Genomic DNA, 14,823 nt, shown 5'->3' on the forward strand with positions numbered 1-14,823 from the left:
TGATCTTAGTCTCTATGCTGATTTTGGTCATAAAAATACCCCCAAAGTTGTATTTCCAACTTTGGGGGTACGGGTCATGCTTGGCTTTTTGATTGGACGGTTAAATTTCCCGCCTTTATTTGTAAACATTAAGCTTTTTGATCCGTTACCGCTGTTTCTTGCCCCAGTACTGAAACAGATCCGTTCTTAAGGCACCGTTGTAAAGCTTGCGGCGCTTAGTAGCTTTTTGACCATAGTAGGTTTCAAACTCCAAATCAGCCGTTAAGATATACTTGCTCCAAGTCGTCATAGGACGGTAGATCTCACCCATCTGCCGATACAGCTCACGCACTGATTCTTGATCGCTCAAACGCTCACCATATGGCGGGTTGGCAACAATCACACCATTGATCTTGTCAGTGTGCCAATCCTTGACTGCCAGCTGCTTAAACGTGATGTCATGCGTCAAACCGGCTGCCTGACAGTTACGCTGAGCAATATCGATCATATTCTGGTCAATATCGTAGCCATGAATATCTAATTCGATATCATAGTCGGCCTTGGCATCGGCTTCATCACGTACGTCATCGCCTAGGTTTTCGGGCATCAGATTGACCCAGCGCTCACATTGAAAGTCGCGATTGATGCCGGGAGCAATATTATGACCAAGCAAAGCGGCCTCAATTGGAATCGTTCCTGAACCACAAACGGGATCAACGAACGGATTGTCAGGGAACCAGTGGGCAAGCATCACCAGAGCCGCTGCCATGTTTTCTTTTAATGGCGCGCCCCCCTTGCCCTTACGATAGCCGCGCTTGAACAGGCTGGGGCCAGTCGTGTCAAGCGTTAACAGTACGTGGTCCTTATTGATAGCAACTTCCAGCGGATAGGTCGCCCCGGTTTCACTCAGCCGCGTCCGTCGATGATAGACGGTACTCAAACGGTCAACGATTGCTTTTTTGACGATTGCCTGTACGCTGGGAACATTATGCAGCTGTGAGTGATGACTCTTGCCCTCAACCGGAAAAGCCGCGTCAATCGGCAACAGGTCTTCCCATGGCAATGCCTTGGTCTGTTCAAACAAGCTGTCAAAATCAGTCGCATCAAACTCACCCACGATAATCTTGACCCGATCAGCCGTCCGCAGCCAGAGATTGGCCACCATGATATCGCGCAGATCGCCTTCAAAGCGCACGCGACCATTTTCGACCCGCGTTTCATAGCCCAGTGCTCGCAGCTCCTTGCCTACCAAGGCTTCAATCCCGGCTGCTGCAGTAGCTATCAAATGAAATTTTTTCAACATTAAAACTCCTTACGAAAAATTTGCTGACATCATTCTACCACAAACATCAAACTGTAGCTTGTTGGATCAATGCTTACTCGCGCCTTACGCTAATTTGATCGTTTAAATCAAAATGGCTTGCCGACAATGAAAAAGAATAATCAGTAAGCCGTTTTTTATTTGTCTGAAAATATTTTCAAATAAGCTGCTTATCAATTTACTGAAAAATTCAACAATGGGCATCCAGCACGAAACCGTTACTGAAGTATATCCTTGATCGTCTGCCACATCATTGCGTGCTGATGATTGAAGAACTTCGGCGCCTCATCCAGGGAGAAGTAACGGGTCTGCACCGTCTCGGTCGGCTTAAAAGCAGTTTGTCGACTGTTGACTTCCTTAACCAAAAAGAAGGCATTAATTGGCTGAACTTGATCGCCATTTGGATAAGTATAGAATTCTTGATCCGAAATCTTAAGCAATTTGACTGGCTCAACCTCAATTCCGGCATCTTCTTCAAATTCACGCTTGACCGTATCCCGAAACGACTCGCCAAATTCCATATAGCCGCCAGGAAATCCCCAATCACCAGTATCGGCCCGCTTCTGGAGCAACACTTGCTTCTTTTCATTAACCAAGGCTCCTGAGGCACTGGTCATAATCAACGGCTGATGCCCGACTTTGGCACGTAAATTTTTAATATAGGCCATATAGATCCTTCCTCATGTCTTTTTGATCAATTTTAACATGCATCAACAATCATTAGCGATTATCTCATGCAGCCACCGATTGCTAAAACTTTTGATCACATGAGGTAAAAATTTGGGCTTTGATTTTGGCAACAATGAATCACGCCCGTCTCTTATACAGAATCCAAAAAAGGCTGGAAAAAGCAGATTTTTTCGTGAAATAAAAGTAAGCACACCATAACGGTACGGTTTGAAAAATACATGAAAAAATGAGGCATCTCGCTGCTTGGCGAGATGCCCCATTTCATTATCCTAGTAATTTTATTTGCCGCAAATTTGCTGAACTGTTGGATTCCATGGCAAACAAGCCTTCAGAGCCAGGTTCTGAGAACGTGTGTAGGCTTCAAATATCAATTTCAGATATTTAAAGACATCCAGATTATTTAGTTTGGCCGTCTGAACGATCGTATAGAAGATCGCATTGGCCTCCGCACCGGCTGTCGATTTCGCAAACAGGCTGTTTTTGCGAATAATAGTCGACGGTTGGATGCTTTGCTCAACCGAGTTATTGCTTAACGGCAGCTCACCAATCTCAAAAATCTGGTATACACGCTTTAATAATGAAAATGGCTAAAGATTAATGTTTTAAGTAACATAATCTTCAGCCATTTTTCTATTTTCGGACTTCCTTCCCAGTCCCTTTCTTAGTTTTCTAAAGAAGTTAACTAAACATGCCAATGCTCTTGTTTAAACTGTTCTCGACCGCCAGCTTCCTCTTTAGCATAGCGTTCTGGATTCTTTTTATAGAACTGTTGATGATAATCCTCAGCTAAATAAAACGGCTGGGCGTCCTCAATTTTAGTAACGATTGGATCATCGAAAATCCCACTGTCAGCCAGTTTTTGTCGCGATGCCTCGGCAATCTGCCGCTGCTCATCATCCTTAACGAAGATTACAGGGCGGTAGTTGTCGCCACGGTCTTGAAACTGGCCCATGGCATCGGTTGGATCAGTCTGATGCCAGTAGATCTCAACCAGCTGTTCATAAGAAACCTTAGTGGGATCAAACGTAATGCGCACCGCCTCCGTATGACCAGTCGTTCCCGTTTTAACCTGTTCATAGGTCGGATTTTCAACGTGCCCGCCCGTGTATCCCGATTCTACCTTTTCAATGCCGGGATAAGTATCAAATGGCTCAACCATGCACCAGAAACATCCCCCAGCAAAAATTGCCGTCTCAAAACTCATCTTGACTGCCCCTTTCTTTAACTAATTACTTCGTGCCGTAAATGTCCCAAGCAGCTTTTTGGGCACCCTTGTAGGTCTTTTGAATTACCTTCTTGGTTTCTTCAGTTTGGTATGCCTTAACGACCTTCTTGTAGACTGGATTATCCTTGTCCTTTTCCTGAACGGCAATAATGTTTACATAAGGCTTGACTTTCTTGTTGATTGGTTCCATGTAAAGCGAGTCCTTGCCTGGTTTCAATTTAGCTGAAACGGCGTAATTTCCGTTGATTACCGCGGCATCAACTGAACTCAGCGCCCGAGCAGCCGTTGCCGGGTCAACTTCTTTAAATTTCAGGTTCTTAGGATTACTCGTAATGTCATTCAATGATGGCTTGATGCCGCTGCTCTTTTTAACCTTGATCAAACCGGCCGACTGCAGCATGTTCAAGCCACGGCCCAAAGTAGTAGGTTCGTTTGGAATGGCGATCGTGGCCCCATCCGGCAGATCCTTAAGTGAGCTGTATTTCTTTGAGTACAGGCCCAATGGCGAAATCACCGTATTACCAATGCTTACCAAATGAGCATTTTGTGACTTGTTGTAAGATTCAAAATAGTACTTGGTCAAGCAGGAGTGCATATCAATCTTGCCATCTTTCAAGGCCTTGTCTGGTTGAACGTAATCATCAAAGACCACGTATTCAATATTGATCCCCTGCTTTTTCAGCCGCGCCTTAACATTATTCCAAACGGGCTCTGAATCCGTACCGACCAACCCTAATCGCACCGTGGTCGTCTTAGGCTTTGCCGTTCGCTTATAGATTAGGCCAATCGCACCGGCAGCAACGACCACTAATGCAATAATGGCAATGATCCAATTTCGACGTCGCTTTCTTCTCATAATGTCCTCCTTAGTGCTGCTAAAAAATAAAAACGTCCCTAAAAACAGCTTTGCAGCTGCTTTTAGGGACGTCTGACAGTCATGTTCAGCGTGTTACCACCCTTATTCAAGAATGCATCACGGCACTCTCCTCGGCAAGTTCTCGAAAATTCGAAAACCCCGACTTTGATAACGGCGTCACCCCGTGATACGCTCACCAATGGCTCACATACCAAACCGCTCCAAGACCATCTTCACTGGCTGTGACCGATCGCTTCCCACCATTAACGACTCTCTAAGCGGTCTTTACCAGATACTCATCTTTTCTCAGCACTTTTTAACTTAATTTTCATAAAGCATCTTAACTGAATCGACGACGACTGTCAACAAGAATCTCAAAAATTTTAATCTATTATAGGCAAAAACCTTCATCATCAATCGGAAATCGACAGTGCCAAACAGCCAAACTCACCAGCGATTGCCGATTCTCAGCTTGGCAGCACTAACTTTAGGATGGCTGACCTCATCAGTTTCTAAAAAACACCGCCGCGGATTGCAGCGATGCTTTTTCTTAATCAGTTATCTTCATCGGCCATTATTGAAATCACGTTCAACTCGGTAAATCTGGTAGTAAATGGTGCCATCCGCAACCCGGCAACCCGTTTTTCAATGGCCTGCTGCAGACTGGCCGGAACATGCATGAATTGCAGATCCCGTACTTGCGCGTACTGATTCTCTCGGTTGACCAACAGCAACGTCGCGCTGTCTGCGGTATAGCGAATCAGTCCCAAGACTTCATTACCGGCAATCATAATCCCTGTCTGCCCTTCTTTTAGCGATTCGCATTCTTGGCGAATATCTGCCCAGTAGTGCACCGCTTTTTGCAATTCAGCGTTTTCATGCCCCCAAGGAAAATAGCGCCGATTATCGGGATCCTTGCCACCTTCCACACCGGCCTCATCACCATAATAGACACATGGAATTCCCGGCAGGTTAAATAGTAGAGCAAACGCTATCTTTACCAATGGCACGCTTTGATTCAAAACGGTCAGAATGCGTTCGGTATCATGAGTCCCAAGGTTATTTAGGCAATCAAGCAGGAAATTGCGCGGATAATTTTCCACCAGCGTCAATAAGTCTTCACCAGCTTTAATCAAATCGCAATGACCGTTCAGCAAACTGATTACCCATTGACGCAGCGGATAGTTCATTGTGCCATACAGATTGTCGCCGCTGACATAGGGACGCCGATGACCATAGCTGACCTTGCTGGAGGCATCCTCCCAGACTTCGCCAATCAGAATGCGATCATCATAACGGTCCAGGTTATGCCGAATTTCTCGCAGAAAGTCATCTGGCAACTCATCAGCAACGTCTAGCCGCCAGCCATCAACCCCCAGATCATTCCATTTAGTCAAGACACTGCCCCGCTCACCATAGATGAACTGCTGGTAGCTGGGATTATCCTTATTGACCGTCGGCAGATCATCAACTCCCCACCAACAGTCATATTGATCCGGATAATGCTTGAAATTGAACCATTCGTAATAAGAACTGTTTTTATCATTAGCGGCTCCGGTCTGCTTGCCGTAGAGATGACCGGCATTGAAATAGCGGCTGTTTTTGCCCACATGATTGAAGACGCCATCCAAGATCAGATGCATATCGTTTTCATGCAGCATCGTGACCAGCATTTTAAAGTCTTCTTCAGTGCCCAGCATCGGGTCAATTTTCAAGTAGTCATTGGTATCATAGCGATGATTGCTGGAGGCCTCAAATATCGGGTTCAAATAAAGCGCGGTTACGCCTAACCGTTTAAGATAGGGAAGTTTAGCAATGATGCCACGCAGATTGCCGCCATAAAAATCCCAGCGCGCAATTTTGTGGTTCTCATCATAGATATACATCGGCCGATCGTCAGTAGTGGCGTACAAAAACGTATTTGGCTTCTTCCCGTCAATTTCACCATGCGGATTGCCGTTTGCAAACCGATCCGGAAAAATCTGGTAAAAAACCGCATTGCGATACCATTCCGGTCGCGGTACCTGCCGATCGTAACAGGTCAGCTGAAACGGCTCAACTTTACTGATATCAGTGGTTTCTTTACCCAAGCCGCCATGCAGATGTCCCAAGTAGAGCGCGGCATCATTTTCGCGGCGCACTCGGAAATAATAGTGGTATAAGCCGGAAGTCGTAATCTTGATCTCACCAGTATATTTGTCTGACTCATCTTCATCTTGAGTCAGCGGGTAAAAAACCGTGTTCTCATCCAGCTTGGTAACGCCAACCGCGACCTGCGTAACATTTTGGCAGTCAACCCTAACGCTGAACTGAACATTATTACCGGCCTGCAGTGCCCCAAAAGGCTGCTTGAACTCCAGCTGCCAGGCATTGTAATGGATCTGCCCCAAAGCAGTCCCCCCTTACTTGTTTGGCATGATTACTTGTTTGGCGTCAGTTTCCAAACATCATCAACGTAGCGGTCAATCGTCAAATCAGATGAGAAGTGGCCAGCATTGGCAGTGTTGATCAGACTCATCTGGGCCCAGTGCTTAGGGTTACGGTAGGCTTGATCAACCTTGTCTTGAGCTTCAAGGTAGGATTCAAAGTCGCGCAGCACAAAGAACTGATCGCCATTATACTGAACCAGCGATTCAAAAATCTCGCGGCCTTCCATGCTGATGTTTGGAATCGTGCCATCAACAAATGCATCCACGACACGATGAATAACCGGATCGTTCTCATAGTACTCGCTGGCATGATATGAATTGTCAGCATAGTAGCGGTAGACTTCCTGTGATGAGAGCCCAAACGTAAAGATATTGTCATCACCAACATAATCATGAATCTCAATGTTGGCGCCATCCATCGTAGCTACGGTCAAAGCACCATTGGCCATCAGCTTCATGTTGCTGGTTCCGGATGCTTCCTTTGAGGCCAGTGAGATCTGTTCAGAAACATCGGCAGCTGGAATAATCCGATCAGCCAATGAAACGTTATAGTTTTCCAAGAAGACGACCTTGAGCTTATCGTGAATATCGGGATCGTTGTTGACCAGGTTAGCAACTTCATTGATGCACTTGATCACGGCTTTAGCATATTGATAGCTTGGTGCTGCCTTGGCGCCAAAGATGAAGACGCGTGGGTAGATGTCGGCATTTGGATTGGCTTTTAGATCCTGATAGAGCTTGACGATGCGCAGCAGATTCAGCAGTTGACGCTTGTAGGCATGCAGCCGCTTGATCTGAACATCAAAGATGGCTTTTGATGAAACCTCGATTCCAGTCTGCTGCTTGATAAACTTGGCCAGATCACGCTTATTAGCCTGCTTGGCGGCAATCAGCTGATCCAAGACCTTGTTGTTGCTCCGGTACTTCAACAGTTTTTCCAACTCAAGCGGATTCTCGCGCCAGTCAGTACCGATTTCCTGATCCAAAATAGCAGCCAGCCGCGGATTGTCAATAGCCATCCAGCGCCGCAGCGTTACCCCATTGGTCTTGTTGTTAAAGCGTTCGGGGTAAAGCCGATAGAAGTCGTGCAGTACCTCTTTTTTCAGCAACTCGGTATGCAGCTTGGCCACCCCGTTGATACTGTGTGAACCAATAATTGCCAAGTGCGCCATGTGAACCTGGTTGTTGAAAATGATACGCGTACGGTTGATGAAGTTTTGGTCGTATTTGCCTTCCAAAGACAGGACAAAGCGTCGATCGATTTCTTGAATAATCTGCAGCACCCGTGGCACTTCTTGCTGCATCATATTGATATCCCAGCGTTCCATCGCCTCAGCCATGATCGTGTGGTTGGTGTAGCTCATTACGTTGACCGTTACCTTCCAGGCGTCTTCCCAGCTCAGACCATGCTCATCCATCAACAACCGCATCAATTCGGCGATAGCCATTGATGGATGCGTATCATTGATATGTACGGCCACGTATTGATCCAGCTTGGTCAATGGCTGATCGTACTTTTTCAGATAGTGGTTGATGATGCTTTGCAGACCGGCTGAAACAAAGAAGTATTCTTGGCGAATTCGCATCCGGCGACCATCTTCAGTTGAATCGTCCGGATAGAGCACGCTGGTCAAATCTTCAACACGGCGCAGATCATCAATCGTGCGGTACTTGCTTTCCTCATCTTCGGGAATTTCGGCATCCCAAAGCCGCAACGTGTTGACAACGCCATTTTCATAGCCAACCATTCCAGTATCATATGGCACGGCTTTAATCAGCTGCGAACCTTCATATACCGGTACCAATTGACCATTTTGCGGCTTCAAGAAAACCTGCCCACCGAAGCGTACCATTACGGAATGAGTCTCCCGGCGTTCTTCCCAAACGTTGCCTTCATTGAGCCAGTTGTTTGGCAATTCAACCTGGTAGCCGTCGATGAACTTTTGCTTAAACAGACCGTATTTGTAGCGAATCCCATTACCATTGCCGGCAAAACCATCACTGGCCAAAGCGTCCATAAACGATGAAGCCAGTCGTCCCAGCCCACCATTACCAAGCGCCATGTCGTTTTCTTGTTCGACAATCTTTTCAAAATCAACGCCCAGATCTTTTAGACCATCTTTAACAACGTCCAGCCAGCCCAGGTTAAACAGATTGCTTTGCAGCATTCGGCCTGGCAGAAATTCAATTGAAAAGTAGTACAGCTGCTTTTTGTGCTGCTGATCATAGCTGCGCCAGGTATGATGCCAATTTTGGTTATAGGCTGACTTCACCATGCCTGCCAAGACCTTGTACATGTCAAAATATGAGGCCTCGTCAATATCCAGCGCTAGATCATCTTTTAAATGCCGCTTAAAATCCTGCTTAAACTGTGATTTTGTTAAACTCAAATTTCTATCCCCTCTCAGTTTTTCACAATCAAAAACTAAAACAGTGATTTATACATATCCAGATAGGCCTGGCTCTGCTTGTCCCAGCTAAAGTCCTTGGCCATTGCGTTTTGCATCAGATGACGCCAGACTTTCGGCTGCTGATAGGTTGCCATGGCCTCTTTAATGGCCTCCATCATGTAAAAGCCACTAAACTGTTCAAATCCAAAGCCTGTCCCTGCGTTGGTGATTGGATTATATGGCTCGACGCTGTCTTTTAGCCCTCCAATCTGGTGAACGATTGGCAGCGTACCATAACGCATCGAAATCATCTGGGAAAGTCCACATGGCTCAAAGCCAGACGGCATCAAGAACATGTCAGCGCCTGCGTAGATGCGTTGCGCCAGACCAACGTCAAACTCAATCTTGGCGCCAAACTTATCATGATGAACGCCGTTGAACCAGCGGAAATCGTGCTCAAAGTTGGCATAGCCCGTCCCCAGCAAGACGACTTGTACGTCAAACTTCATCAGGTTTTCCATCTCATTGACGACCAGCTGGAAGCCTTTTTGATAGGTCAGCCGACTGACAATCCCAATCAAAGGCACGTCTGGACGCTGTGGTAAGCCAAATTCCTTTTGCAAAGCTGCCTTGTCCTTGGCCTTCCCCTTGAGATCCTTGATTGAATAGTTGGCCGCCAGATTCTTATCAGTAGCCGGATTATTGACGTCATAGTCGATTCCGTTCAAGATTCCGCACAGCTTAAAGTTTTCCATGCGCAGCACTTCGTCTAAATGACAGCCAAACTCAGGCGTCTGAATTTCGGCGGCATAGCTTGGACTAACCGTGTTGACGCGATCAGCATATAAAATCCCGGCCTTCATAAAGTTGACTGCGGTACCAAACCGAACCGTACCATCGTCATAGCGTACCGGTGACATGCCAAACAGCTCTTCTAAGACCTCGCGCCCATATTCGCCTTGGAATTCCAGGTTATGAATCGTCAGAACCGTTTTGATGTGATGATAAGGTCCGACCCAGCCATATTTTTCCTTGAGCAGAAATGGCATAAAGGCCGTGTGGTAGTCGTTGCAGTTCAAAACGTCGGGCACCCAGTTGTAGCGACCCATCAATTCACAGGCGGCCTGTTGGAACCACGCGAACCGCTCACCATCATCATAGTAGCCGTAAAGCTTAGGGCGATCAAAATAATAGCGATTATCTAAAAACATGTAGCGCACACCGTCTTGGTAGAGTGTTTCAACACCACAGTATTCGGTCCGCCATCCAACCTTGACCTCAAATGAGCCCCAGCTTTCCATTTTTTCTTGGAACTTGCCAGGCATCCAGCGCCACAGCGGTAAGACTACGCGCACCTCATGGCCTTTTTTGGCAAGGGCTTTCGGGAGCGCGCCGACCACGTCACCCAGACCCCCACTCTTAAAGAATGGTGCACATTCGGCCGCCGCAAACATAATTTTCATGATTAATTCGCCTCTTCTTCCGTACTGATCAGGTTGGCCTCCACACGCGTATTCTTTGGTACAACCAGAATATGGTCTGGCGTACCCATGATCTTGACGCCTGGCTTGACAACCACGTTTTTGTCCAGAATTGCCCAGTGAATTTCGGCATCATGGCCGATTCGTGCGTTTGGCATTACGATCGAATCGGTTACAACTGCCTTTGGATCAACTACCGACCGTCGAGAGATCAGGCTGTCTGATACCGTACCATAAATGTCGCAACCAGTTGCCAGATGACTGTTCTTAACCTTGGCATGCTTGTCATAGTAGGTGGCAACCTCATTGCGCGTCCGCGTGATGATACGCTGATTGGTGTAGAGCAGCTCATTCATCTTATCGGAGTCAAGCATGTCTTTGTTGGCTTGATAGTAGCTCTGCAGGTCATAGATATTCTGCAGATAGCCGACGTATTCGTAGCCACCTGCCAGACCAGGCTTTGGCAGCTGTTCTTTCAAGAAGTCATCCAGCTGAGCCGGTGCATCCAGCTGCTGGCCCTTGCGCAGTGCATCAATCAGCCAGCGGGTGTCGGCAATGTAGACATTCATTGACAGGTTGAAGGTCCCCGTTTGATCAGCCAGCTTGGCAAATTCATCACAAGTAATCACGTTGCCCAGACTGTCAAAACTCAAGATATTGTCGTATGAGGCAATCTCATCAACATTCGTTCGACTGTAGATCACCGTCAGTGGTTTGTCGGTCTGCTTGTGAATCTTTAAGGCTGCCCGCAGATTCAGATTGCACAGCATCCGGGTTCCCATGATTACCGTGTAGGCCGTGTGCGATTTTTCCAAGAATTCAATCGTATTGGTGAAGTATTTTTCACCAGCTGCTTTTTTATTCTCGCTGTCTTGGAAATAGTTGACGTATTGATAAGAACCAATCGCATCCAAACCCCATTCACGACCGCCGCCCAGATGATCAAAGACGGAACGCACCTTGTCTTCATCCTCAATCAGCTGCACGTTGCGGATCCCGGCATTAACGACGCTGGAGAGCTCAAAGTCGATCAGACGGTACTTGCAGTCAAAAAACAGCGTTCCCAACGGCCGTTCGTTGGTTAATGGCTTTAAGGCTTCATCGTTGAGCTCGTCGACGATGATTGCACACATTTGATTATTCTTCATTTGAAGTTCCCCCTAACGTTTCACCATTGCCGACTACCGCGATGTCGTCATCCCCGCCATCCACGGTTACGCCATCGCCAATCACGGCATTTTCACCGACAATGGCCCGCCGAATCGTAACGTTGCGACCGATGCTGGCCCCAGGCATGATCATGCTGTCAATGACCTCGCTGCCTTCCTTGACCCGTACGTTAGCCGAAAGAATACTGTGCTCGATCTTACCGGCCACATAGCAACCATCAACAATCATTGACTGTGAGACCTCAGCCGTTTCGGTCAGCATCTGTGGTGGTGCCAATGGGCTGCGGGAATTGATCCGCCAGCTGCGATCCTGCATGTTCAGCCCGTTGTTTGGCTCCAGAAACTCCATGTTGGCCTGCCAAAGCGACATGATGGTACCAACGTCACGCCAGTAGCCCGAGAAGCGGTAGGCATAGACCGGCTCACCGCTGTCCAGGTAATATGGAATAACGTTTTTACCAAAGTCAAGCATATTGTCGTTTTTGGTAAAGTTGTTGACCAAAACCTCGCGCAACCGAGCCCAGTTAAAAATATAGATCCCCATCGAGGCATGATTGCTCTTTGGTTCGGCCGGTTTTTCCACGAACTCGGTAATTCGATCATGATCATCAGTATTCATAATTCCAAAACGGGAAGCATCTTCCCAAGGGACATCGATGACTGCCACCGTTAGAGATGCACCATTGTCAATATGCTGCTGAAGCATGTCACTGTAATCCATCTTGTAAATGTGATCCCCAGACAATACCAGCAGATATTTAGGGTTGATGCTGTCGATATAGTCGATGTTTTGGTAAATGGCATGCGCCGTACCAGCAAACCACTTACTGCCGTCTGGACTGGAGTATGGCTGCAGAATCGTAACGCCAGAATCCAGCCGATCCAATCCCCAGCTGGCCCCGTTACCGATATGGCGGTCCAAGACCAGTGGCTGGTATTGGGTAATCACACCGATATTGCGAATGCCTGAATTGACACAGTTGCTCATCGTAAAGTCAATAATCCGATAACGGCCGCCAAATGGTACCGCAGGCTTGGCCTGATTCTGCGTCAGCTTGCCCAGCCGAGTTCCCTTACCGCCGGCCAATACAATCCCTAACATTTCATCATTCATGATTGTGGATGGTGGGCTCCATCCAACACCCCTTTCTATTTGCTCCCCGCTTGCTTGTGTTTTTGGTTGGTTGGCTTCTTTTGTGCCTTTTTGCGTGGCTTTGGCTTACGCCGTGCAATCTTGACATCCTTACCAGGCTTAAGGATCAACGCACCTAAGGACGGTACCGTGGTTTCAATCGTGTACTCATATTCCTTAAACGAATCAGGTTTAGTGTGGCAATCTGGATTATGCTTGGTCCAAGTACCACCAAACTCCTTCATCTCGGTATTGAGAATCTCTTGATAGGTTCCCGGATAAGGTACGCCGATCTTAAAATTGCGTCTTTCAACCGGCGTGTAGTTTAAAATCACGATCAAAAAGTCATGCTTGCGCTTGCCATGACGAATATAGCTCAAGACCGTCTGATCTTTGTTGTCGGCATCAATAATCTCTAATCCTTCATCTTTGGTATCCAGTTCCCAAAGCGATGGATTATCATGATACAAACCGTTCAGTGTCGCGGTAAAGTGCTGCATTGTCTGGTTCAACGGATCATCAAGATCAACCCATTCCAGTGGTGCGTCAAACTTCCATTCCAGATACTGGCCAAATTCGCCGCCCATAAACAGCAGCTTCTTGCCTGGGTGCGTCATCTGCCATACATACAGATTGCGCAACTGGGCGAACTGTTTGTAACGATCGCCCCACATCTTGTTCATCAGACTGCGCTTGCCATGCACGACCTCATCATGTGACAGTGGCAAAATAAAGTTTTCGGCCAACCGATACATAAATGAGAAGGTCAGCTTATGAAAATCGTAGCTGCGATAAATCGGATCCTCACTGTAAAAGTCCAGTGTGTCGTTCATCCAACCCATGTTCCACTTATAGTCAAATCCAAGTGCACCGTCTTCTATTCGGCCCGTAACCTGGACACCGGCCGAGCTTTCTTCGGCAATCCAAAGTGATTCTGGATGTTCCAGCTTGATGGCTCTGGTAGCCTTGTGTAAAAAGTCGTAGCCCTCCAAGTTACGCGTATCACCATATTTGTTAGGCTTCCAAGGACCAAAGTCATAATCAAGATAAATAATGCTTGAGATGGCATCGGCCCTGATTCCATCAACATGATAGGCATTCAGCCAAAACAGCGCGCTGGAGATCAAAAATGACTGTACCTGTGGCTTGCCCAGGTCAAAGTTCAAAGCACCCCAGCCAATATTTTTAGCTCGATCATTGTCTTCATATTCAAAAGTTGGCGTGCCGTCATAGTAGGCAAGGGCATCATCATTGATGTTGAAATGTCCTGGTACCCAGTCGACAATAACGCCAATGTTGGCTTGATGACAGCTCTCTACAAATTCTTGAAACTGTTCTGGCGTACCATAACTGGAGCAAAGCGCATAAAAGCCGATAATCTGATAACCCCACGATGCTGGCAGCGGATGTTCCATCAACGGCATAAACTCAACGTGACTGTAGTGCATTTTTTTCAGATAAGGAATCAGCTCACGCGTCAGATCACTAAAATCATATGGCGTGCCATCTTCATGAAAACGCCATGAACCGGCATGGACCTCATAGATGTTAAGCGGCCGATTGAAATGATGTTCGCGTTTTTGACGGCCACGCCACAAGCCGTCTTTCCACTTGCGATCAGGAAAATCGATGATCCGGGCCGCGACGCCTGGCCGTCTTTCAAAACAGACCGCAAACGGATCAATCTTCATAATCTCGCGTCCCGTACTCTGCTTGACGTTAAACTTATAAAGCTGTCCGGCTTTAGCCTCACTGGTAAAAAGACTCCAAATTCCGAATCGATCTTTTTGCATTGGCAGTGAATGCTCATCCCACTCATTAAAATCACCGACCAGCCAAACCTGCTGAGCATGCGGTGCCCAGACCCGAAAAACGAATCCCTCGCCTTCCGGTCGCTTCTCGTGATGGACGCCCAAGATATCCTGAGCCCGATAGTTGGAGCCATCAGAAAAAGCCTGCAGCGAGGCTGACAAATCCTTTTCACTCAGCATTTGATCACCCCTTTATAAAGCTAAATGTAAATTTAGTGAATAAAACAGTTTGTTTATTAGCAAAAAGCAATTTTTATTAATTATTGGCAGATTGCAAGAAATAACTTGAACGAATTTAATGACGTAAATTAAGCAGGAAGATCTCGATTGGTGTGCGCCA

12 protein-coding genes are annotated in these 14,823 nt (G+C 47.0%); 1 reads left to right on the plus strand and 11 read right to left on the minus strand.

The window, feature by feature from the left end; translation table 11 throughout:
- Nucleotides 1-190: hypothetical protein (locus tag HF864_RS09410; RefSeq protein ID WP_205882347.1), on the plus strand; the 190-nt coding region annotated here is incomplete at its 5' end.
- On the opposite strand, the gene HF864_RS08800 is transcribed toward HF864_RS09410, so the two are convergent.
- The 11 genes from HF864_RS08800 to glgB all read right to left on the minus strand — a co-directional run bounded on the left by HF864_RS08800 (nt 146) and on the right by glgB (nt 14,663).
- Nucleotides 146-1,279: a class I SAM-dependent RNA methyltransferase gene (locus HF864_RS08800; protein ID WP_169462616.1), complete on the minus strand. Its 1,134-nt coding sequence runs from the start codon at nt 1,277-1,279 to the stop codon at nt 146-148. The two genes, HF864_RS09410 and HF864_RS08800, sit on opposite strands and share 45 nt — an antisense overlap.
- 239 nt (nt 1,280-1,518) lie before the next feature.
- The gene (locus HF864_RS08805) at nt 1,519-1,968 is read right to left on the minus strand and encodes an NUDIX hydrolase (protein WP_169462618.1); all 450 of its coding nucleotides are present in this window, start codon (nt 1,966-1,968) and stop codon (nt 1,519-1,521) included.
- Nucleotides 1,969-2,268: 300 nt separating this feature from the next.
- Nucleotides 2,269-2,547, minus strand: coding sequence for a transposase (locus HF864_RS08810; protein WP_346774617.1), 279 nt, complete (start codon nt 2,545-2,547; stop codon nt 2,269-2,271).
- A gap of 125 nt (nt 2,548-2,672) precedes the next feature.
- Nucleotides 2,673-3,194, minus strand: a complete 522-nt coding sequence (gene msrA, locus HF864_RS08815; RefSeq protein WP_169462619.1) for a peptide-methionine (S)-S-oxide reductase MsrA — start codon at nt 3,192-3,194, stop codon at nt 2,673-2,675.
- Nucleotides 3,195-3,219: 25 nt separating this feature from the next.
- Entirely contained in the window at nt 3,220-4,071 is an 852-nt protein-coding gene (locus tag HF864_RS08820; RefSeq protein WP_169462621.1) for a MetQ/NlpA family ABC transporter substrate-binding protein, read from the minus strand.
- A gap of 554 nt (nt 4,072-4,625) precedes the next feature.
- Complete coding sequence (locus HF864_RS08825; protein WP_169462622.1) at nt 4,626-6,461, minus strand: glycoside hydrolase family 13 protein; 1,836 nt, start codon at nt 6,459-6,461, stop codon at nt 4,626-4,628.
- A 29-nt stretch (nt 6,462-6,490) separates the two neighbouring features.
- Entirely contained in the window at nt 6,491-8,890 is a 2,400-nt protein-coding gene (locus tag HF864_RS08830; RefSeq protein WP_169462624.1) for a glycogen/starch/alpha-glucan phosphorylase, read from the minus strand.
- A gap of 35 nt (nt 8,891-8,925) precedes the next feature.
- Complete coding sequence (glgA, locus tag HF864_RS08835) at nt 8,926-10,353, minus strand: glycogen synthase GlgA (RefSeq protein ID WP_169462626.1); 1,428 nt, start codon at nt 10,351-10,353, stop codon at nt 8,926-8,928.
- Between the two features lie 2 nt (nt 10,354-10,355).
- Nucleotides 10,356-11,519 carry a glucose-1-phosphate adenylyltransferase subunit GlgD gene (gene glgD / locus HF864_RS08840; protein ID WP_169462627.1) on the minus strand — a complete coding sequence of 388 codons (1,164 nt, stop codon included), beginning with the start codon at nt 11,517-11,519 and terminating at the stop codon, nt 10,356-10,358.
- Nucleotides 11,509-12,654, minus strand: coding sequence for a glucose-1-phosphate adenylyltransferase (locus tag HF864_RS08845; protein ID WP_169462628.1), 1,146 nt, complete (start codon nt 12,652-12,654; stop codon nt 11,509-11,511). Before HF864_RS08845 ends, glgD begins: the two co-directional genes overlap by 11 nt.
- Before the next feature lie 35 nt (nt 12,655-12,689).
- Nucleotides 12,690-14,663, minus strand: a complete 1,974-nt coding sequence (gene glgB / locus HF864_RS08850; protein ID WP_169462629.1) for a 1,4-alpha-glucan branching protein GlgB — start codon at nt 14,661-14,663, stop codon at nt 12,690-12,692.
- Nucleotides 14,664-14,823 lie beyond the last annotated feature (160 nt).

The organism is Lactobacillus sp. MRS-253-APC-2B, from assembly GCF_012843675.1.
GTDB classification, from domain to species: Bacteria; Bacillota; Bacilli; order Lactobacillales; family Lactobacillaceae; genus Limosilactobacillus; species Limosilactobacillus pulli.

Excerpts from the sequence above, each read along its gene's own strand:
- glgB (WP_169462629.1), bottom strand. The coding sequence starts at position 14,663 with ATGCTGAGTGAAAAGGATTTGTCAGCCTCGCTGCAGGCTTTTTCTGAT.
- HF864_RS08845 (WP_169462628.1), bottom strand. The coding sequence starts at position 12,654 with ATGAATGATGAAATGTTAGGGATTGTATTGGCCGGCGGTAAGGGAACT.
- msrA (WP_169462619.1), bottom strand. The coding sequence starts at position 3,194 with ATGAGTTTTGAGACGGCAATTTTTGCTGGGGGATGTTTCTGGTGCATG.
- glgA (WP_169462626.1), bottom strand. The coding sequence starts at position 10,353 with ATGAAAATTATGTTTGCGGCGGCCGAATGTGCACCATTCTTTAAGAGT.
- HF864_RS08820 (WP_169462621.1), bottom strand. The coding sequence starts at position 4,071 with ATGAGAAGAAAGCGACGTCGAAATTGGATCATTGCCATTATTGCATTA.
- HF864_RS08805 (WP_169462618.1), bottom strand. The coding sequence starts at position 1,968 with ATGGCCTATATTAAAAATTTACGTGCCAAAGTCGGGCATCAGCCGTTG.
- glgD (WP_169462627.1), bottom strand. The coding sequence starts at position 11,519 with ATGAAGAATAATCAAATGTGTGCAATCATCGTCGACGAGCTCAACGAT.